This is a genomic window from Falsiroseomonas sp. CW058, from assembly GCF_050563535.1.
In the GTDB taxonomy this organism is placed as follows: domain Bacteria; phylum Pseudomonadota; class Alphaproteobacteria; order Acetobacterales; family Acetobacteraceae; genus Falsiroseomonas.
In genome coordinates this window covers 94,987-114,588 of sequence record NZ_JBNXUO010000016.1, presented here as the reverse complement: position 1 = coordinate 114,588, position 19,602 = coordinate 94,987, and the positions used below count along the sequence as shown (strand labels likewise).

The 19,602-nt window shown below is 73.1% G+C and carries 21 protein-coding genes and 1 tRNA gene; 7 read left to right on the top strand and 15 right to left on the bottom strand.

The features are described from left to right. From ACK8OX_RS14545 to ACK8OX_RS14530, 4 genes are all read right to left on the bottom strand, one after another. A partial coding sequence (locus ACK8OX_RS14545) for a portal protein (protein WP_430664879.1) occupies positions 1–496 on the bottom strand: 496 nt, incomplete at its 3' end. Between the two features lie 5 nt (positions 497–501). Beyond that, complete coding sequence (locus tag ACK8OX_RS14540; RefSeq protein WP_430664872.1) at positions 502–750, bottom strand: hypothetical protein; 249 nt, start codon at positions 748–750, stop codon at positions 502–504. 177 nt (positions 751–927) lie between these two features. Then, the gene (locus ACK8OX_RS14535) at positions 928–1,359 is read right to left on the bottom strand and encodes a hypothetical protein (protein ID WP_430664871.1); all 432 of its coding nucleotides are present in this window, start codon (positions 1,357–1,359) and stop codon (positions 928–930) included. After that, on the bottom strand, positions 1,356–1,793 hold the full coding sequence (locus ACK8OX_RS14530; protein ID WP_430664870.1) for a hypothetical protein: 438 nt from the start codon (positions 1,791–1,793) through the stop codon (positions 1,356–1,358). Before ACK8OX_RS14530 ends, ACK8OX_RS14535 begins: the two co-directional genes overlap by 4 nt. 173 nt (positions 1,794–1,966) lie before the next feature. On the opposite strand from ACK8OX_RS14530, the gene ACK8OX_RS14525 reads away from it, so the two are divergent. Then, entirely contained in the window at positions 1,967–2,611 is a 645-nt protein-coding gene (locus ACK8OX_RS14525) for a S24 family peptidase (RefSeq protein ID WP_430664869.1), read from the top strand. A 118-nt stretch (positions 2,612–2,729) separates the two neighbouring features. Here the strand turns inward: ACK8OX_RS14525 and ACK8OX_RS14520 are convergent, their stop codons facing one another. Beyond that, complete coding sequence (locus ACK8OX_RS14520; RefSeq protein ID WP_430664868.1) at positions 2,730–3,059, bottom strand: hypothetical protein; 330 nt, start codon at positions 3,057–3,059, stop codon at positions 2,730–2,732. A gap of 299 nt (positions 3,060–3,358) precedes the next feature. Beyond that, positions 3,359–3,448, bottom strand: a tRNA-Ser gene (locus ACK8OX_RS14515). A gap of 137 nt (positions 3,449–3,585) precedes the next feature. Here ACK8OX_RS14515 and add point away from each other — a divergent pair. After that, a complete protein-coding gene (gene add / locus ACK8OX_RS14510; RefSeq protein ID WP_430664867.1) occupies positions 3,586–4,662 on the top strand; it encodes an adenosine deaminase in 1,077 nt (358 codons plus the stop codon). A gap of 54 nt (positions 4,663–4,716) precedes the next feature. Here add and ACK8OX_RS14505 read toward each other — a convergent pair whose 3' ends face one another. Further along, positions 4,717–5,712 (bottom strand): tripartite tricarboxylate transporter substrate binding protein BugD, encoded by a 996-nt coding sequence (locus ACK8OX_RS14505; RefSeq protein WP_430664866.1) that lies wholly within the window; start codon positions 5,710–5,712, stop codon positions 4,717–4,719. A gap of 323 nt (positions 5,713–6,035) precedes the next feature. Between ACK8OX_RS14505 and ACK8OX_RS14500 the strand changes: the two genes are divergently transcribed. Then, entirely contained in the window at positions 6,036–6,932 is an 897-nt protein-coding gene (locus ACK8OX_RS14500; protein WP_430664865.1) for a serine/threonine-protein kinase, read from the top strand. Positions 6,933–6,960: 28 nt separating this feature from the next. On the opposite strand, the gene lepA is transcribed toward ACK8OX_RS14500, so the two are convergent. From lepA to ACK8OX_RS14485, 3 genes are all read right to left on the bottom strand, one after another. Further along, positions 6,961–8,766, bottom strand: a complete 1,806-nt coding sequence (lepA, locus tag ACK8OX_RS14495) for a translation elongation factor 4 (protein ID WP_430664864.1) — start codon at positions 8,764–8,766, stop codon at positions 6,961–6,963. Positions 8,767–8,822: 56 nt separating this feature from the next. Next, positions 8,823–10,001, bottom strand: a complete 1,179-nt coding sequence (locus ACK8OX_RS14490) for an MFS transporter (RefSeq protein WP_430664862.1) — start codon at positions 9,999–10,001, stop codon at positions 8,823–8,825. 152 nt (positions 10,002–10,153) lie between these two features. After that, positions 10,154–10,888 (bottom strand): polysaccharide deacetylase family protein, encoded by a 735-nt coding sequence (locus ACK8OX_RS14485; RefSeq protein WP_430664860.1) that lies wholly within the window; start codon positions 10,886–10,888, stop codon positions 10,154–10,156. 133 nt (positions 10,889–11,021) lie between these two features. Here ACK8OX_RS14485 and ACK8OX_RS14480 point away from each other — a divergent pair, with 133 nt between their 5' ends. Then, positions 11,022–11,462 carry a GNAT family N-acetyltransferase gene (locus ACK8OX_RS14480; RefSeq protein WP_430664859.1) on the top strand — a complete coding sequence of 147 codons (441 nt, stop codon included), beginning with the start codon at positions 11,022–11,024 and terminating at the stop codon, positions 11,460–11,462. 54 nt (positions 11,463–11,516) lie between these two features. On the opposite strand, the gene pheT is transcribed toward ACK8OX_RS14480, so the two are convergent. The 4 genes from pheT to rpmI all read right to left on the bottom strand — a co-directional run bounded on the left by pheT (position 11,517) and on the right by rpmI (position 15,877). Then, on the bottom strand, positions 11,517–14,015 hold the full coding sequence (gene pheT, locus ACK8OX_RS14475; RefSeq protein WP_430664858.1) for a phenylalanine--tRNA ligase subunit beta: 2,499 nt from the start codon (positions 14,013–14,015) through the stop codon (positions 11,517–11,519). A 99-nt stretch (positions 14,016–14,114) separates the two neighbouring features. After that, positions 14,115–15,200, bottom strand: a complete 1,086-nt coding sequence (gene pheS / locus ACK8OX_RS14470) for a phenylalanine--tRNA ligase subunit alpha (protein WP_430664857.1) — start codon at positions 15,198–15,200, stop codon at positions 14,115–14,117. Between the two features lie 87 nt (positions 15,201–15,287). Continuing rightward, positions 15,288–15,653, bottom strand: coding sequence for a 50S ribosomal protein L20 (rplT, locus tag ACK8OX_RS14465; RefSeq protein WP_430664856.1), 366 nt, complete (start codon positions 15,651–15,653; stop codon positions 15,288–15,290). Positions 15,654–15,670: 17 nt separating this feature from the next. Then, positions 15,671–15,877, bottom strand: a complete 207-nt coding sequence (rpmI, locus tag ACK8OX_RS14460; RefSeq protein WP_430664855.1) for a 50S ribosomal protein L35 — start codon at positions 15,875–15,877, stop codon at positions 15,671–15,673. Between the two features lie 252 nt (positions 15,878–16,129). Between rpmI and ACK8OX_RS14455 the strand changes: the two genes are divergently transcribed. After that, a complete protein-coding gene (locus ACK8OX_RS14455) occupies positions 16,130–16,339 on the top strand; it encodes a hypothetical protein (RefSeq protein ID WP_430664854.1) in 210 nt (69 codons plus the stop codon). Positions 16,340–16,366: 27 nt separating this feature from the next. On the opposite strand, the gene ACK8OX_RS14450 is transcribed toward ACK8OX_RS14455, so the two are convergent. Continuing rightward, a complete protein-coding gene (locus tag ACK8OX_RS14450; RefSeq protein ID WP_430664853.1) occupies positions 16,367–17,335 on the bottom strand; it encodes an ATP-grasp domain-containing protein in 969 nt (322 codons plus the stop codon). A 221-nt stretch (positions 17,336–17,556) separates the two neighbouring features. Between ACK8OX_RS14450 and dapF the strand changes: the two genes are divergently transcribed. Together dapF and ACK8OX_RS14440 are read left to right on the top strand one after the other, a co-directional pair. After that, complete coding sequence (gene dapF / locus ACK8OX_RS14445) at positions 17,557–18,381, top strand: diaminopimelate epimerase (RefSeq protein WP_430664852.1); 825 nt, start codon at positions 17,557–17,559, stop codon at positions 18,379–18,381. Continuing rightward, positions 18,378–19,559, top strand: a complete 1,182-nt coding sequence (locus tag ACK8OX_RS14440; RefSeq protein ID WP_430664851.1) for a MiaB/RimO family radical SAM methylthiotransferase — start codon at positions 18,378–18,380, stop codon at positions 19,557–19,559. Before dapF ends, ACK8OX_RS14440 begins: the two co-directional genes overlap by 4 nt. Positions 19,560–19,602: the final 43 nt, after the last annotated feature.

Sequence of the window (19,602 nt, the reverse complement as noted above, 5' to 3'; positions counted from 1 at the left end):
GCGTCAGGCGCATGGCGCGGAAGACGGTGTCGAGCCGCCCGGACGCGCCTTCCTCCATCACCGCCTCGCGCAGCGGCACCGCGCGGAAGCGCAGCGCGGAAGGCTCGCCGGCCGGCGCCTCCTCCACCAGCAGCACCGCAGTGCCCGCGACGACGAGGTCGAGGAAGGCCTGGTGCAGCTCGAGCGGGAAGTTGGACCGGTCGAGATGCCCCTGCAGCACCTCCGCCGCATCCTCGAGCGCGGCGGCCATGCCGGGCGCCGCCTCGCCGCCCACCCGCGCCGGCGCCAGGCCGAACCAGCGCGACCAGGGCGGCGCGAGTTCGGCCAGCAGCGAGGCGGCGAGCTGTTCGGCCGCATCCGCCGCCGTCGCGTCGAACAGCGGCGCGGCGCCCGGCGCGGGCAGCGCATGGTCGTAGCAGCCCTGCCAGACGGGCTCGAGCGGCCGGCGCCGTTCGGCGGCGCGCGCGTGGCGCGCCAGGATCTCCTCCGGGGTCATGCCGCTCACTCCCCCAGCAGGCTCTTGCGGGTGGCGAAGGCGGGCAGCGGGTCCAGCACGCCGCGGGGCGAGGTGGCGATGGTTCCGCCGAGCCCGCGGCGCGCGCGCTCCACCGCCTTCACGCGCGTCGCGCGCTGCGCGTCCTCGGCCACGGCCTCGGTCTTGGCGGCGGTCTCGGCCACCGTCTCGACCCGCGTCTCCACGGGCGTCGGCTCGACCACCACCGGCTTCGGCGCCTTGAACAGGCCACCCATGCGCAGGTCCTTCGAACTGGGGGGAGGGGGGACGCCCCCGCGCGCCGGAAAAAGCGAAGGCCCGCCGGGCGGGAGCCGGGCGGGCCTTCGAGTTGAACCGGGAAGGGAGACGGCCTCGGGACGCAACTCGCCCCGTGGCCTGGCCTGTGTAGCGGGGCGGCCCCGCGCCGTCAAGAATTATTTCCTAGATTCACGAGATTCCGCCACGACCCCGCCCAGCGCCCGGAACAGCCCGAAGGGCGTCAGCGCGAAGGGCGCCCCCGGGCCGAGCAGCGCGCGGCACAGCCCCACGCAGGTCAGCGGCAACAGGGGCGGCAGCACCCGCCGGCGTGGATCTTCCGCCTCGAAGGGGCCAAGCACGGCCAGCCCGGCGCGGCGATAGAATCGCGGCAGGTCGAAGCCCGCCGGCACCGGCAGCCGCGCCACCAGCAGCCGGCCCGACAGCGGCTCCAGCACCGTCCAGCCGGTCTCGTCCGACAGCGCGGCGAAGCAGTGGCGGAAGCCCGGGCGCAGCAGGCGCAGCCAGGGCTGGTCCGCCACGCCGCCGAAGGCGATCCAGACCTGCTGGCCCGCGCCTTCGGCCACCGCGCGCCGATGCGCCAGCCTCACGCGCGCGCACCCGGAAATCGGATCACCCGCGCCTCCTCGGCCGACTCCATCCCGCGCGGCGGGCCGGCGACGATTCCCTTCGCCCGCAGCGGGAAATCGAGCGCGCCCATCGCCTCGCGCCACAGCCGCAGGTCGCCGCGCTCGGCGGGGATCACCGCGCTCGGCCCGCAGCCGCGCTCGCCCCAGATGCGCAGGATGCGCGCGTGGCACAGCTCGATCCGGCGCTGCCGGTACAGGCGGTCGAGGCACTTCACGACATCGTCGGGCTCGCAGTTGCGCTGCACCGCGCCGCGGGACGCCGAAAGCCGCGCGCCGTCGCGCCGGGCGGCCAGCGCGGCCATGGTCCAGAACCAGGCATCCTCGGCCGAGGCGAAGGGCTGGGCGGAGGCCATGCTGGCCAGGATCGGCGCGGCGCGGCGTGTGGCGATGGGCATGGGGGGCTCCTTCCTCCTCGTTCCTGAACGAAACAGGAACAAGCCGCATCTATCGCCTTCCACTCCCGGTTGCAAGGTTATAGTTCCTATTGCGTCGCGACTCGAAACCTAGGATGTGATGCCCAGCGCGGTTGCCCCTGGCCTGAGGGGCGATTCGGATGAAGGATGCGGGGATGCGGCACGAGGATGTCTGGCGGGCGATCGACGCGCTCGCCGCCGAGCATGGGCTCTCCGCCTCCGGCCTGGCGCGTCGGGCGGGGCTCGACCCCACCGCCTTCAACCCCTCGAAGCGCACCGGCGCCGATGGCCGCGCGCGCTGGCCCTCGACCGAGAGTGTCGCCAAGGTGCTGACCGCCACGGGCGCAAGCGTCGAGGCCTTCGCCTCCCTCATCTCCGGCGCGCCGGCACTCTCCCGCGGGCGGGGCGCCACGGGACGGCGCATCCCGCTGATCGGCCTTGCCCAGGCGGGGGGCGAGGGGTTCTTCGACGATGGCGGCTACCCGGTCGGCGGCGGCTGGGACGAGATCTCGGTCCCCGACGTGCCGGACCCCAACGCCTATGCGCTCGAGATCAGCGGCGAGAGCATGGAGCCGGTCTTCCGCGACGGCGACGTCGTCATCGTGTCCCCCGCCGCGCCCGTCCGCCGCGGCGACCGCGTGGTGGTCCGCACCCGCAAGGGGGAGGTGATGGCGAAGGAACTGCTGCGCCAGTCCGCCCGCCGCGTGGAACTGGCCAGCCTGAACCCCGCCCATCCCAACTACGCCTTCGACCTCGCCGAACTCGCCTGGATGCACCGCATCGTCTGGGCCAGCCAGTGATGCGGCCGAGCCCCTGTCCTGGCTTGCGGTCAGCGAAGTCCGCCGGGCGGGATGGCCGCCGAGCCAGGAGGCGCGCAGCCAAACAGCTGTCTGGTCCGATTGGTGCTGGTGCGTAGGTTCAGCCGTCGCGCCTGCCCAGGCTGACGTGCTGCACGAAGCCCGTGGCCGCGGTCGCGGCCGTCTGCCGCTCGACATGCGGCGCCGCGGGACTGGAGACCGGCACGATGATCGCGCCGCCATCCAAGGCGCGTGTCGCCGCCGCCGGCTTCCCCGCGACTGGCAGGATGGGCATGGTCGGGAAGGCCCCGAGCTCGACCTTCGGCAGCGCCAGGCAGGCGGTGACGTCGCCCGAGAAGGTCATCACCTGCGCGGCCAACCCCTTCGACTCCTGGATGATCGCTCGTGGCCTGGTCCCGATGGTCATGGAGGAGAAGTGGTTCGTCTGCATGGAGGGCGGCCGCTTGCTGTTCCGCTGTAGCTGGACCGGCATTCTCATCTACGACGTCGAAGCGACCTGGCGCGGTGACCAGCTCCATCTCGGGCAGGTGCGGGTGAACCGCGATCCGGAGCAGTACGGCGAGACCGACAACGAATACGACCGGCGTCTGCTGACCTATCTCATCATTGTCGTCCTGCTCGGCGAGGGCGCCTCCTTCCCGACAAAGGACGAACCGTCGGCCGAACAGTCGGCGCTGCACGCTTGGTCGCTGGCCGGCAAGGCGTCGCTGCAGGGACTCGCACGGGAACTGGCGGATGGGGTGGGATTCGAACCCACGAGACGCTTTCACGTCTACACACTTTCCAGGCGTGCGCCTTCGACCACTCGGCCACCCATCCAGCGCAGGGACCGCCTTCTAGCCAGCCGGGGCGGGCGCGGCAAGCCTGCCTGCGCGGCCGGCGCGGCAACCGGGCCGAGGCTGGGCGCGGGGGGCGCGGGCGGGCAGTATCGGGCCGGACCAGCCGCGGACCGCCCGATGCTCAGCTTCTCCGACTATCTCGACGCCGTGCCGAAGGTGGAACTCCACCTGCACATCGCCGGTGCGATTCGGCCGGAGACGCTGGACGAACTGGCGGTGGTGAACGGGCTGCGGCTGCCGAAACGGGCGGAGGAGCTGTACCGCTTCACCAGCTTCTACGATTTCCTCGATGCGCTGCGCCTCGCCGCGCTCGCGCTCGCCACACCGCAGGATTTCCGCCGCGCGGCGCATGAATGCATCGAGGACCTGCACCGCCATGGCGGCGTCCGGCATGCGGAGATCTTCTTCAACCCGCATTACCACGCCCCGAACGGCATCGCGTATCCCGAGATGGTGGATGGGCTGATCGAGGGGCTGGAAGCGGCCGAGCGCGATTTCGGCGTCTCCTCCCGCCTGATCGCGTGCATCGACCGCAGCGTCTGCCTTCCGTCCGAGGCGCTGCAGATGCTGGACTGGATGGCCGCCCACCCGCGCGACAGGGTGGTCGGAATCGGCCTCGACGGGGCGGAGCGCGCGGGGCCGCCGCTGCTCTGGGCGGAGGCCTGGCGGCAGGCCGGCCGCGCGGGGCTGCGCCGCACCGCCCATGTCTGCGAGGACAACCAGGCGCTGTTCGAGGCGCCGCCCGCCCATTTCAGCCATTGCCGCGACGCGCTGGGATGCGACCGCCTGGACCACGGCTACAACATCCTGGCCGACCCGGCGGTGGTGGCCCGCGCGGTGCGCGAGGGCGTCCACTTCACCGCGGCGAGCTGGTCCGGCCTGCCGGGGAACCGTGCCCCGCGGCGGCAGCGCATCCGCGCGATGTTCGAGGCCGGGCTCGACATCTCGCTCTGCACCGATGACCCGGCGATCTTCGGCACCACCATGGGGCATGGCTGGCGGACGGTCTTCGCCGATCTCGGCTGGGGCGTGGCGGAGGCGCGGCGGCTCAGCCTGGCGGGCCTGCGGGCAAGCTGGCTGCCGGAGGCGCGGAAGGCCGTGCTGGAAGCCGGCTTCGTCGCGATGCTGGACGCGCTGGAGGCGGAATTGGACCCGGGGGACCGGGCGGTGGACCTGGCGGTGACCCGGCGCTGAGCCGCCGGCGCCGCGCGGACCCTCCCCCGCGGCCGCGGGGGAGGGTGGGGGACGTCAGTCGGCGTATTGGCCGGCCGCCTGGATCAGGGGACGCCACTTGGCGATGTCCTCCTGCCAGAAGGTGCGGTGGACCGCCGGGGTCGCGCGCTCCACCGGCACCGGCGCGGTGCCGAGCTCGGCGAAGCGGCGGCCGAGATTCTCGTCCCGCAGGGCGGCGACAAGGGCGCGGTTCAGGCGCTCCAGCACCGGTGCGGGGGTTGCCCGCGGCGCGTAGAGCCCGTGCCACACGCTGACCTCGAAGCCGGGCAGCCCGGCCTCGGCCGCCGTCGGCAGGTCGGGGAGGGAGGCGACCCGCTCCCGCGTGGTGGCGGCGAAGCCGCGGATGGTGCCGGCGCGGATCTGCTCGGTCGTGTTGGTGGTCTGGTCGCACATCAGGTCCACCGTGCCCGCCACCAGGTCGTTCATGGCGGGGCCGGTGCCGCGATAGGGCACCGTGGTCATCGGCGCATCCACCGCCTTCATGAACAGCAGGCCGCACAGGTGGCTCGCCGCGCCGATGCCGGCATTGGCGTAGTTCAGCTTGTCGCGTTCCCGCCGGACCACCGCCACCAGTTCCTGGAGGTTGTTCGCGGGGAAGTTGCGCCGGGCCACCAGCGTCATCGGCACCTCGGTCACCAGGCCGAGCGGTTCGAAGCCGTTGATGGGGTCGTAGGCCAGGCGCCGGTAGAGGCTGGGCGTGGTGGCCATGCCGATGTGGTGCAGCAGCACCGTGTAGCCGTCCGGCCGCGCCTGCGCCACGCGCTGCGCGCCGAGCGTGCCGCCCGCGCCCCCGACATTCTCCACCACCACGGTCTGGCCGAGGTCCTGGCCCATCACCTGCGCGACCAGGCGGCCCACCGTGTCGGTCGGGCCGCCGGCGGCGAAGGGGATGATCATGGTGATGGGGCGGGTCGGGAACTGGCCCTGCGCCAGGGCGGGCGCGGCGAGCGGTGCGGCCAGGACCGCGGCCGCGGCCGCGCCCAACAGGGCGCGCTTGCCGAAACGGATCATGTGAACAGCGTCTCCCAATCGTGTCCGGTGCGGGCCCGCCCGTGTCGGGCAGGCCCGCCGGTGTGTGACCGATCTAGGTCAACCCGCCCCGGCGATCCAGTTCCTTTCGCACCACCAATGACGATTCGATCGGGCCCGCTGCCGCCGGACCACCGCAGGCGTGCCACGTTCACCCCGCGGCAAGCGATGGCACCTAGGCTGCCGGGGCACCGGGTCCTGGCGCAGGGCAGGGCACGCGCCGGCGGCTGCCGCGGTGCAACCGGCCCGGTTTCCGGCGGCACGCGGGCGGACCGGCCCAGGACGGCCACAGGGGTGGGATTGCGATGCGCGACCTGATCGCCGACCGCTACGAACTGCGCGAAATCATCGGGCGCGGCGCCTCCGGCGTGGTGGCGGAGGCGATCGACCGGCGGCTCGGCCGCCTGGTCGCGGTGAAGGTGATGCGCGGCGCGGTCGGGGAGGAGGAACGCGCGCGCATGACGCGCGAGGCACAGGTCGCCGGCCGCCTGTCGCACGGCAACATCGTCGCGGTCCATGACGCGGGGATGCAGGACGACCTGTTCTACATCGTCATGGAACTGGTGATCGGCGAGCCGCTGGCGGCCGCGATGCGCCGCGGCGGCATCGCGGCGGAGGAGGCGGTGGGCCTCGTCGCGGAACTGCTCGACGGCCTGGCCCATGCCCATGCGCGCGGCGTGGTGCATCGCGACGTGAAGCCGGCCAACATCCTCCTCGCGATCGACGAACGCCCGGGGCCGGGCAGGCCGAAGCTGGTCGATTTCGGCATCGCCCGCACCGCGGCGAGCGACCTGACGCAGGTCGGCACCCTGGCCGGCACGCCCGCCTACATGTCGCCCGAACAGCTGCGTGGCGAGGAGGCGGACAAGCGCGCCGACATCTGGGCCAGCGGCGTCATCCTGTTCGAATTGCTGGCGGGACGGCACCCCTTCCGCCCGCCCTCCGACTTCTTCGCCCTGACCCATGCCATCGTGAACCGCCCCACGCCCGCCCTGGCGGAACTGGCGCCGGGGCTGCCGCCGGGCCTTGCCGCAGTGGTGGACACCGCGCTGGCGAAGCACCGGGACAACCGCTTCCCAGATGCCGACGCCATGGCCGCGGCGCTGCGCGGGGTGCTTGGTGCGATGGCAGGCGGGCGCCCCGCCGCGGGGCGGGACCTGCCGGAGGACGCCACGCTGGAACTGGCGCGCCAGTCGGCCTGAGGGCCGGCGGGCGCGATGCCCGCTGTTCTCAGGCGTCCATCTTGAGCGCGGCGATGAAGGCGCTCTGCGGGATTTCCACCTTGCCGAACTGCCGCATGCGCTTCTTGCCCTCCTTCTGCTTCTCGAGGAGCTTGCGCTTGCGGCTGATGTCGCCGCCGTAGCACTTGGCGGTGACGTCCTTCGACAGGGCGCTGATCGTCTCCCGCGCGATGACGCGGCTGCCGATCGCGGCCTGGATCGGGATCTTGAACAGCTGGCGGGGGATCAGCTCCTTCAGCTTCTCGCAGATCGACCGGCCGCGGCGATCGGCGGCGGAGCGGTGGGCCATGAAGGACAGCGCGTCCACCGGCTCCGCGTTCACCAGGATGGAGATCTTCACGAGGTCGCCTTCCTCGTAGCCGTCCTGCTGGTAGTCGAAGCTGGCATAGCCGCGGCTGACCGACTTCAGGCGGTCGTAGAAGTCGAACACCACCTCGTTCAGCGGCAGGCGGTAGACCGCCATCGCGCGGTTGCCGACATAGGTCAGCTCCACCTGCCGCCCGCGGCGCTCGTTGCAGAGCGTCAGCACCGGGCCGAGATAGTCGTCCGGCACCATGATCGTCGCCTTGATCCAGGGCTCGTCGATGGTGTCGATCACGCTGCCGTCCGGCATGTCGGCCGGGTTGTGCAGCTCCATCTCCTCGCCGTTGGTCTTGCGGATCCGGTAGACGACGGACGGCGCGGTCGCGATCAGGTCGAGGTCGAATTCGCGCGACAGCCTCTCCTGGATGATCTCCAGGTGGAGCAGCCCGAGGAAGCCGCAGCGGTAGCCGAAGCCCAGCGCGGCCGACGTCTCGGGCTCGTAGTGGAAGCTCGCGTCGTTCAGGCGGAGCTTGGCGAGCGATTCGCGCAGCTTCTCGAAGTCGTCCGCATCCACGGGGTAGAGCCCGCACCAGACGACGGGGATGGAAGGCTTGAAGCCCGGCAGGGGCTCGGCCGCGGGGTTGCGGTCGTCGGTAATGGTATCGCCGACATTGGTGTCGGCCACCGTCTTGATGGCCGCGGTGACGAAGCCCATCTCGCCCGGGCTCAGCCGGTCCACCGGCACCATCTTCGGCGTGAAGACGCCCACCTGCTCGATCGTGTGGGTCGAGCCGTTCGACATCATGCGGATGCGCTGGCCCTTCCGCAGCTCGCCGTCCTTCACGCGCACCAGCACGACGACGCCGAGATAGGCGTCGTACCAGCTGTCGACCAGCAGCGCCTTGGTGGTGGCGGCCACGTCGCCCTTCGGCGCGGGCAGGCGGGTCACGATCGCCTCCAGCACACCTTCGATGTTCAGTCCCGTCTTGGCGCTGATCATCACCGCGTCGGAGGCGTCGAGGCCGATCACGTCCTCGATCTGCTGCTTCACGCGGTCGGGCTCGGCCGCGGGAAGGTCGATCTTGTTGAGGACCGGCACGATCTCGTGGCTGGCGTCGATCGCCTGGTAGACATTGGCCAGCGTCTGCGCCTCGACCCCCTGGGAGGCGTCGACGACCAGCAGCGACCCCTCGCAGGCAGCGAGGCTGCGGCTGACCTCATAGGCGAAGTCCACATGGCCGGGCGTGTCCATGAGGTTCAGCGTGTAGGTCAGCCCGTCCTTGGCCTGGTAGCTCAGCCGGACGGTCTGCGCCTTGATGGTGATGCCGCGCTCGCGCTCCAGCTCCATGTTGTCGAGGAGCTGTTCCTTCATGTCGCGCAGCGCCACCGTGCCGGTGGTCTGGATCAACCGGTCGGCCAGCGTCGACTTGCCATGGTCGATATGCGCGATGATCGAGAAGTTGCGGATGCGGTCGAGGGGTACGTCGGTCATGATCGGCCCGTGGATTCCAGGCTCACATAGGGGTTGCGGGGCGGAAGGGAAAGCGTTCAGCGCGCCGGGGCGGGCAGCAGCGGGCGCAGCCGCCACATCGCGACGGCGCCCAGCAGCGGCCCCGGCGCCAGCAGGGCGAAGGCCCAGTCCCAGCCCAGCCACGCCACCGCCCCCGGCACGATGCCGATGGTCAGCGCCGTCAGCAGGAAGCCCAGGCTGGTCTGCACCGTCAGCATGGTTCCCACGTAGTCGGGTGGCGAGAGGGTGACGACGCAGGCCGAGAACTGCGCCGAATCCGCCACCACCGCGAAGCCCCAGACCAGCGCGAGGCCCAGCACCACCGCCGGGCCGAAGGCGGCCGCCGGCCCGACCAGCAGCGCGCAGCCGCCCGAGACCACCATGCAGGCGGCCGCGGCCGAGGCGCGGTTCCACCGGTCCGCCACCAGCCCCGCCGCCACGCAGCCCAGGCTGCCCGACGCCACCACCACGAAGACCCAGGGCCCGGCCGCGCCACCCAGCACGCCGGCCAGGAACAGCCCCACCCAGGCCCACATGGCATACAGTTCCCACATGTGGCCGAGATAGCCGAGATTGGCGAGGCGAAGGCCACGGTTCCGCCAGGCCTCCAGCGCCTGCGCGGGCCGGAAAGGCGGCCGGCTGCCCAGCAACGGACCCGGCCGGAAGGCCAGGATCAGCAGCCCCCCGGCCACCGCCAGCACCCCCGCGCCGAGATAGGCGGCCTGCCAGCCGATGCCGCCCAGCAGCCCCGGCACCAGATGCGGCAGCGCCGAGCCCAGCGTGACCGCCCCCACCAGCAAGCCGATCAGCAGGCCGAGGTCGCCGCGCGCCCAGCTTGCCGCCAGCTTCATGCCGACCGGATAGACCCCCGCCATCGCCGCCCCCGCGACGAAGCGCAGCGCCAGCGCCGCGCCGCCCGACGGCGGGACCAGCACCTGTGCCAGCGTCGCCGCCGCGGCCAGCAGCCCGCAGGCCAGGAACAGCCGCCGCGGATCCCGCCGGTCCGCCAGCGACAGCACCGCCGAGACGAGGGTGCCCGCGACGAAGCCCAGTTGCACCGCCGTCGTCAGCCAGGCCGCGCGTCCGGGCGTGACCAGCCCCTCCGCCAGTAGCGCCGGCACCGCTGCCGTGCCCGCGAACCAGACCGACAGGCACAGCACCACCGCCAGGCACAGCACCGCCAGGTGCCGCGGCTTGCCGCCATTCCCGCCGGTCATGCCGCCCCCGTCCCCTTCGCCGGGCCGGAGCGTGGCGCCTGATTGCGGACGGGGCAAGGTCGATGGTTAGCCTTGTGGTTTAGGATCTCTCGCCGCGAGGAGACGCCCGGCTTCGGCGTGCCCTGTATGGTGATGGCCGGGGCCGGCGCGGATCAGGCCGGCACCGCTCCGGCATAGGCGAGGTCCGCCGGCCCCAGCCGGTCGAGCCGGAGGAAGCGCGCCCCGCGCCGGTGCAGGTCCCGCAGGCCCGCGGCCACGCCGGCCCCGGCGGCCCGGTCGGGGTGGTTGACATGCGCGAGGATGACGTCGCCGGCCCGCGCGGAGGCGATCCGCGCCGCCGCGGCGGCGGCGGGCAGCGACGCGCCGGCATCGCCGTTCAGCGAATAGCCGGCGATGCCGAAGCCCATCCGCGCGATCTCCGGCAGCGCCGCGGCGCTGTAGCAGGCGGTGGCGCCGCGGTACCAGCGCGGGGCGGTGCCGGTCGCGGCCTCGATGGCGGCGGCGCCCTGCCGCACCTCCCGCCGGACCGCCTCGATGTCGCCGGCGGCCTGCAGCCCGAAGACGCTGCGGTGGCCGAGCACGGGGGGGATGTGCTGCGCGCCATGGTTCTCGATGCCGAACAGCGCGGGATGTGCCGCCAGCAGGGCCAGCGCCGCGGCGTTGCGGCGCAGCCAGAGCTCGGTCGCGAAGATCGTCGCCGGGATGCGCAGCTCCACCAGCAACTGCGCGATGCGCGGGTCGAAGCCGCCGCCGCAGGCATCGAGAGTGAGGGCGACGGGCAGTTCCCCCGCCGGCCGCTGCGCCAGGCGCATCCGCGGCTCGACCAGCGGCTCGACCGAGGGCGGCGCCGCGAGGGCGGGGGGCGCGAGCAGGACGGCTGCGAGCACGGCCCGGCGGGGGGTGATGGCGCGCGGCGGGCAGGCGAGGCACATGGGGGGCTTGGGTCCGGGGCCGGGCATCGGCCGCGGCGCAACCTCCGCTATCATGGCGGCGGGCAGGGGCACCAGACGGGGCGGGACCATGGCAGCCGAGACCACCTTGCTTCCCGCCGGCCTGCGCCTCGACCTGACCGAGGCGCCGCCGGCCGAGCTGCGCGCCGCGCTGCTGGAGGGGATCCTCGCCTTCCATGACCGGACCGTCCCGCTGGACCGCCGCCGCTTCGCGCTGAGGGTGGAGGACGCGGCGGGCGTGCTGGTGGCGGGCCTGGCCGCCACGCTGTCCTGGCAATGGATGTTCGTGGAGGCGGTCTGGGTGGCGGAGGATCGGCGCGGCCAGGGCCTCGGCCGCGTCATGCTGGCCCGGGCGGAGGCGGAAGCCCGCGCGCGCGGCTGCCACTCCGCCTGGCTCGACACCTTCCAGGCAAGGGCCTTCTACCTCGCCCAGGGCTACGAGGAATTCGGCGCCCTGACGGACTACCCGCCAGGGCAGGTGCGCAGCTTCCTCCGCAAGCGCCTGGCGTGACGGCGCACGGGGCCGCCGCCCCGCCCCGATGGGCGGGCGGGGCAGGACCCGCGGCTACCCCCGCAACACCGCCCCGGTCGCCTTCGTGACCGCCGCGACGATCTTCTGGCCGGCGGCCTCGATCTCCGCATCGGTCAGGGTGCGCTCGCGCGGCTGCAGCGTGACCTGGAGCGCGAGGCTCACCTTGCCCTCCGGCAGCCTGTCGCCCGCATAGCGGTCGAACAGCGCGACATCGGCGACCAGCGCCTTGTCGGCGCCGCGCGCGGCCCGCAGCAGCGCCTCTGTGGCGACGCCCTCATCCACCAGGAAGGCGAAGTCGCGGCGCAGCGGCTGGAAGGCCGGCAGGTCCGGCGCGCCCTTCTTGCGCTTCTTCGGCTCGGCGACCGCATCGAGGAACACCTCGAAGGCGACCGCCGGGCCGGCGAGGTCGAGCGCGGCGCGGGTCCTCGGGTGCAACTCCCCGAAGGTGGCCAGCACGGTCTTCGGCCCCTGGCGCAGCACGCCGGACCGGCCGGGATGGTAGAAGCCCGGCGCCTCCGCCGCCACCTGCACCGCCGCCATCGGCACGCCGAGCGCGGCGAGCACCGCCAGCGCGTCGCCCTTGGCGTCAAGCCAGTCCACCGCCCGCGCCGGCGCCGCCCAGTTCGGCGCGGTCATCCCCGCGCGGAGGCCCGCCGCGACGGCAAGCTGGCTGCTGCCGGCGGCGGGGTCGCGATAGGCGCCGCCGATCTCGGCCAGCGCCACGTCGCCGAAGCCGCGCGCCGCGTTGCGCGCCGCCGCCATGGCCAGCGATGCGACCGGCGTCGGGCGCATCTGGTCGAGGTCGGAGGCGATCGGGTTCTCGAGCCGCAGCGCCGCCGGCGTGTCGCCGAACAGCGCCGCCTGGTCGCGCGACAGGAAGCCGTAGGTCACGCAGTCCTGCATCCCGCGCGCGGCCAGCACGCGCCGCGCCAGCGCCGCACGGGCCTGCTTCGGCGTCAGCGCCGGGCGCGGGACGGCGGAGGCGACGGGCAGCGACACGGCGGGCACCGCATCCAGCCCGCCGAGGCGAAGCGCCTCCTCCACCAGGTCGCATTCCGGCTCGATCGCCGCGCAGCCCTCGGCGGCGGCCCGGGCGCGGTCCCCGGGCAGGGAGGGGTCCTGCGCCAGCACGCCCGGCGCCGGATAGCCCCGCGCGCCGCCGGCCGCGACATCGTTGCGCCAGGGCGGCACGGCGACGGTGACCGAGGCCCCGTCCTGCGCGACGGGGCAGAAGCCGAGGCGGCTGAGGCGTTCCACCACCTGCTCCGCCGGCAGGTCGAGTCCGCCGAGATCCCGTACCCGGGCGAAGCGCAGCGTCGCCTGGCGCTGCCACATCGGCTCCTCGCCGGCGGCCGAGACCTCGGACGCCTCGCCCCCGCACAGGTCGAGGATCATCCGCGTCGCGGCGTCCAGCGCCTTGGGCAGCAGGGAGGGATCGACGCCGCGCTCGAAGCGGGACCGCGCATCGGTGCGGATGTCGTGCCGCCGGCCGGACAGCGCGATGCGGACGGGGTCGAACAGCGCGCATTCGATGAAGCATTCGGTGGTGCCCTCGTCGCAGCCCGAATGCTCCCCGCCGATCACGCCGCCCAGCGCCTCCACGCGTTCGGCATCGGCGATGACGCCGTCCTCCTCCGTCAGCGCGTAGGTCCGGCCGTTCAGCGCCGCGAGTTCCTCGCCCGGCTTCGCCATCCGCATCGACAGCGTGCCGCCGACGACCTTCGCGACATCGAAGACGTGCAGCGGGCGGCCGACGGCGAAGGTGAAGAAGTTCGTCACGTCCACCAGCGCGTTGATCGGCCGCAGCCCGATCGCCGTCAGCCGGTCCTGGAGCCACTTCGGCGAGGGGCCGTTCCTCAGGCCCCGCACCGCGCGGCCCAGCACCCGGGTGCAGGCGCGCGGGTCCTCGATGCGCCATTGCAGCGGCGACGGATAGGCGGGCGCGACGGGCGCGACCTCCCACGGCTTCAGCGTGCCGAGGCCGGCCGCCGCCAGGTCCCGCGCGATGCCGCGGACGCTCAGCGCGTCGCCGCGGTTCGGCGTGACCTTGATCTCGATCACCGGGTCGCCGAGCCCGGCATGGTCCACGTAGCGCGCGCCCACCGGCGCATCCGGCGGCAGTTCCACGATGCCGGTGTGATCCTCGCCCAGCCCCATCTCCCGGAAGGAGAGCATCATGGCCTCGGACTTCACGCCGCGGATCTCGCCGACCTTCAGCGTGATGCCGGTGCCGGGGATGAAGGCGCCGGGCAGGGCGGCGACGCCGACCAGGCCGGTGCGGGCATTCGGCGCGCCGCAGACCACCGAGTATTCGCGCCCGTCGCCGAGATCCACGCGCAGCGCGCGCAGCCGGTCGGCATTCGGGTGCTGCACCGCTTCCACCACACGGGCGATGCGGAATTCCGCCAGCGCCGCGGCGCGGTCCTCGATGCCCTCCACCTCGATGCCGATGGCGGACAGGGTGGCGGCGATGCGGTCGAGCGGCGCCTCGGTGTCGAGATGCTCGCGCAGCCAGGACAGGGTGAACTTCATTCTTCGATGTTCCCAGGCGCGTCGTGCCGAATCGGGTGGGCGGCGGTTGCGTTGCGGCCGCATCCGCGAAGGGCGGTGCCGATCCGTGCAGCGCGCATGCTAGATGCCTTCGTGCAGCGACGCGGGCGCCAGCGGGTCCGCCGCGTAGTGGCGCAGCCAGCGCAGGTCGCATTCGTAGAAGGGGCGCAGGTCCGGCATGCCGTGCTTCAGCATGGTGATGCGCTCGATCCCCATGCCGAAGGCGAAGCCCTGCCATTCCCGCGGGTCGATGCCGCAATTGGCCAGCACCTTCGGGTGGACCATGCCGCTGCCCAGGATCTCCAGCCAGTCGCCGCCGCCGCCGAGCTCGCCCGTCCTGCGGTTCCAGCCGATATCCACCTCCATCGAGGGTTCGGTGAAGGGGAAGTAGGAGGAGCGGAAGCGCACCGGCAGGTCGGAAATGCCGAAGAAGGCGCGCAGGAAGTCGATGAGGCAGCCCTTGAGGTGGCCGAGCGTGATGCCGCGGTCGATCACCAGCCCCTCCACCTGGTGGAACATCGGGCTGTGCGTCGCGTCGTGGTCGGCGCGGTAGGTGCGGCCGGGCGCGATGATGCGGATGGGCGGCGGTTCGGCCAGCATGGTGCGGATCTGCAGCGGGCTGGTCTGGGTCCGCAGCACGCGCCGGTGGCCGGCCGGGTCGGTGCCGGGCATGTAGAAGGTGTCGTGGTCCTGCCGCGCCGGGTGGTGGTCCGGGATGTTGAGCGCGCCGAAATTGTGCCAGTCGCTCTCGATGTCCGGGCCTTCGACCACCTTGAAGCCCATCGCGCCGAAGATGGCGGTGAGTTCCTCGACCGTGCGGCTGATCGGGTGGATGCCGCCATCGGCCGCCGTGCCGGGCGCGAAGGGGCGGGGCGGGAGGGAGACGTCGGCGCGCTCCGCCCGCAGGCGGGCGTCCAGCGCCGCGGCGTCGAGCGCGGTGCGCCGGGTGTCCAGCAGCGCCTCGATCTCGCCCTTCAGGCGGTTCAGCGCGGCGCCGCGTTCCTTGCGGTGTTCCGCCGGCACCTGGCCGAGGCCCTTCAGCAGGCCGGAGAGGCTGCCGGACTTGCCGAGCACGGCCACCCGCACCGCATCCAGCGCCCGCAGGTCGGGCGCGGCGGCGAGGGCCGCTTCGGTCTCGGCGCGCAGCGCCGCGAGGTCGTCACTCATGGATCCGCTCTGTCCCGGATAAGGAAAGGGCCGCCCCCTGGCGGGAGCGGCCCTCGTCTGGTCGATGGAGCCGGCGCCCGGAAGGGCTCAGGCCTGCGCGGGGAGGGCGCCCTTCGCCTTCTCGACGATGGCGGCGAAGCCCGCCGCGTCGTCGAAGGCCAGCGCCGCCAGCACCTTGCGGTCGATCTCGATGTTGGCCGCCTTGATGCCCGCCATGAAACGGGAATAGGTCAGGCCGTGCTCGCGCACCGCGGCGTTGATCCGCTGGATCCACAGGCCGCGGAACTCGCGCTTCTTGTTGCGGCGGTCGCGGTAGGCGTATTGCAGCGCCTTCTCGACCCGCTCCAGCGCGGGGCGATAGGCGGTCGACGACCGGCCGACATAGCCCTCGGCGAGCTTCAGGACCTTCTTGTGGCGGGCGTGCTTCGTGACGCCCCGCTTGACGCGTGCCATGTTCTAGACCCCCTCGCTCAGCGGCTCAGACCGTAGGGAAGCCACTGCTTCACCGTGTCGCCGTCCTGCTTGTCGAGGACGAACATGCCGCGGTTCTGGCGCTTCATGGTGGTGGTCTTGGCGGTCAGGCAGTGGCGCTTGTTGCCGGCGCCGGCCTTGACCAGGCCGCTGGCGGTCAGTCGGAAGCGCTTCTTCGCGCTCGACTTCGTCTTCATCTTGGACATTTGGCCCTCCTCGGGTCAGTCCGTCCCACCTTGCGCCCCGGCGACGAGACCGGGGGCCGCACCATGCGGCGGGGACGCAACCGGCCGGGCATGTCCAGGAAGCCCGGCGCGGCAAGGGGCGGGTGTGTAGCGGCCGGCGCGCCCGATGGCAAGCCGCCCGTCCCGCGCGGATGGTGGCGCCGGCCGCGCAACGGCCCCACATTGCCCCGCGTTGGGCCCCGCATCGGCCCATGCGCGGCCAGGAGCGGACCGATGAGCGACAGCTACATGCAGGAACAGGCCGAGGCGCTGGCCCGGCACCTGCGCCTGACGGACGGCAAGACCGGCTATGTCGAGGCGACGGCCGAGGGCTTCCGCGTCTTCACCCGCCGCAAATGGCCGGGGAAGCAGATCGCCAGCTGGGACGGGATGCCGGTGGAGTGGCACGAGAATGTCGGCACCCACAAGGCGGCGAACCGGTAGCCCGGCCGCCGCCCCGCCCCGCCCGCGTCAGGCCGCGGCCCGCCCTTCCCGCCGCAGCAGCGCGGTCAGGTGGGCGGCGATGGCGCCCATCCCGGTCTGCGCCCCGCGGCGGCCGGCCGCGCGCTCGGCCTCGGCGTTGTAGTTGGTGTTGGTGTTGACGTCGTAGGCGAAGGTCGCGCCCGTCCGGTCCGTGATGAACTCGATGGCGCCCACGCCCACGCCGTTGGCCAGCAGGAAGGCTTCCATCCGGTGCAGCAGCGGATGGGTGAAGCCGTCCAGGATGCGGAACTTCTGCGCCGGCGCGACCGCCGGGCAGACCTCCCCGATCTCCCCCTCGCAGGCATCGGCGGGGCAGAGGCGGAAGCCCTCGGAGGTGTCGACCCGCACGGCGTAGAGGAAGCGCCCGCCCACGAATTCGGCGCGGGTGATGAAGGGCTCCGGCGCCTCGACATAGCGCTGCACCAGCCAGATGCCGTCGCGCGGATGCGCCTCGGGGTCGGCGGTCACCGCCAGCGCCGCCAGCGCCTCCTCCAGCCCCGCCGCGCTGCGGACCAGCTGCACGCCAAGCCCCTTGCCGGCGCGGTTGTGCTTCAGGATCACCGGATAGCCGAGCTTCGCCGCGGCGTCGGGGATGTTCTCCCGCCCCACCACGGCGATGGTCGCCGGCGTCGGGATGCCGTGCAGGGCGAGCGCCTGGTACTGCGCCACCTTGGACAGCTCAAGCTGCAGCGCGCGGCGCCCGTTCACCAGGCTGCGGCCGTGGCGTTCCAGCATCTCGATCACCGCGCCGGCATATTCGGGGGCGTAGATGTGGCCCCGCGTGTGCGACGAGGCGCTCATCCGGTTGTAGAAGACGCCTTCCGGCGGCGGCCGCGTCAGGTCGAGCAGGCCGGTGTCGAGGAACCACTCCTCATAGGGCGTGCCGACGGCGTCGAAGGCCGCGCGCAGCGGCTCCACCCAGGCGTCGTTCTCGTGGATGACATGGACCTTCGACATGCGGTGCCCCCGGGGGTGAGTGTTGGACGAATTTTCTACGGAGGCACCGAAATCGCTGCAATGGAAAGAAATTCCACTCATTGTGCTGCGGGATTTCGAGAATGTTCCTCCCTGCGCCGGTTTCGCCCGGCAAACTCCGCCTCCCGCGGAGGCCGGACGCCGCGCCGGGCGCCGCGGCGGCGTTTCCGCCCGCGCCGGTCAGGCGCTATATCGCCACCGCCATGACCGCCTTCCGCAAGATGCACGGCCTCGGGAACGACTTCGTCGTGCTCGACGCCCGCGACCATCCCCTGCCGGTCACGCCCGCCGTCGCGCGGGGCGTCTCCGACCGGCATTTCGGCATCGGCTGCGACCAGTTCATCGTGCTCGAGCCGCCGGGGCCGGGTGCCAATGTCTTCATGCGCATCCGCAACCCCGACGGGTCCGAGGCCGGGGCCTGCGGCAACGCCACGCGCTGCATCGCCTCCCTCGTCGCCGACGAACTCGGCGCCGACCGCGTGGTGGTCCGCACGGTCGCCGGCGACCTGCCGGTGGAACGCCTGCCCGGCGGGCTCTGGCGCGCCGACATGGGCCCGGCGCGCACCGGCTGGCGGGAGGTGCCGCTGGCGCGGGAGGTGGACACGCTGCACCTGCCCATCGCGCTCGGCCCCGTCGCCGACCCCGCCGCCTGCTCCATGGGCAACCCGCACGCGACCTTCTTCGTGGAGGACCTCGACGCGATCCCGGTGGCGGAGATCGGGCCGCGGCTGGAACGCGACCCGCTGTTCCCCGACCGCGCCAATATCGGCTTCGCGCAGGTCCTCGCGCCCGACCGCATCCGCCTGGTGATGTGGGAACGCGGGGCGGGCATGACGCTGGCCTGCGGGTCTGGCGCCTGCGCCACCATCGTCAACGCCGCCCGCCGCGGCCTGACCGGCCGCCGCGCCGTGGTGGAACTGCCGGGCGGGCCGCTCGGGATGGAATGGCGGGAGGACGGGCACGTGCTGATGACCGGCCCGGTCGCCACCTCCTTCCATGGCGAGCTGGACCTTTCGGCCTTCGGATGACGGCGGAGGCCATCAGCTTCGGCTGCCGGCTGAACGCGACCGAGGCGGAGGGCATGCGCGCCCTGGCCGGGACGCGGGACGTGCTGGTTGTGAACACCTGCGCCGTCACCGCGGAGGCCGAGGCGCAGGCCCGCCAGGCCATCCGCCGCGCGGTGCGGGAGAAGCCCGGCCGCCCGATCCTGGTGACCGGCTGCGCGGCGGAAATCGCGCCCGCCGCCTGGGCATCTCTGCCCGGCGTGGCGCGGGTGATCCCGAATGCCGCGAAGCTGGACCCGGCAAGCTGGGGCGGCGGGGCGGCGCCGGCCCCGGCCGCCGCCCGCACGCGCGCCTTCCTCGCGGTGCAGAATGGCTGCGACCACCGCTGCACCTTCTGCGTCATCCCCCAGGGCCGCGGCCCGTCGCGTTCCGTGCCGATGGGGCTGGTGGCGGAACGCGCGCGCGCGCTGGTCGAGGCCGGCTGTCGCGAGGTGGTGCTGACCGGCGTCGACATCGCGAGCTACGGGGCGGACCTGCCGGGCGCGCCGCGGCTGGGCCAGATGGCGCGGCGCCTGCTGGCGGCGGTCCCCGGCCTGGCGCGGTTGCGGCTGTCCTCGCTCGACCCCGTCGGGATGGACGAGGATCTGTGGCGCCTGGTCGCGGAGGAGCCGCGGCTGATGCCGCACCTGCACCTGTCGGTGCAGCATGGCGCCGACCTGGTGCTGAAGCGGATGCGGCGGCGGCACCTGCGGGCCGATGTCCTCGCGCTCTGCCGCCGCGCCCGCGCCCTGCGGCCGGAGATGGCCTTCGGCGCGGACCTCATCGCCGGCTTTCCGACCGAGACGGAGGACCACCTGGCGCAGCTGCTGGACCTGGTGGAGGCCTGCGACCTCTCCTTCCTGCACGTCTTCCCCTATTCCGAACGGCCGGGCACGGCGGCCGCCCGGATGCCCGCGCTGCCGGTGGCGGTGCGGCGGGAGAGGGCGGCGCGGCTGCGGGAGGCCGGGCGGCGCGCGGCCCGGCGGCTCTATGACGGCCGGCTCGGCCGGGTGGAATCGGTGCTGGTCGAACGCGGCGGGCGGGGCCATACGGAGCAGTTCGTGCCGGTCCGGCTGCGCGGGCCCGGCCCCGGCGCGGGCGAACTCGCCGGGATGCGTGCCGTTGGCGCGGATGACGACGGCCTGATCGTGGAGCGGGTGTAGAAGCGATGGCGCTCAAGGGACTCTGGGACCGCCTGCGCGGCCG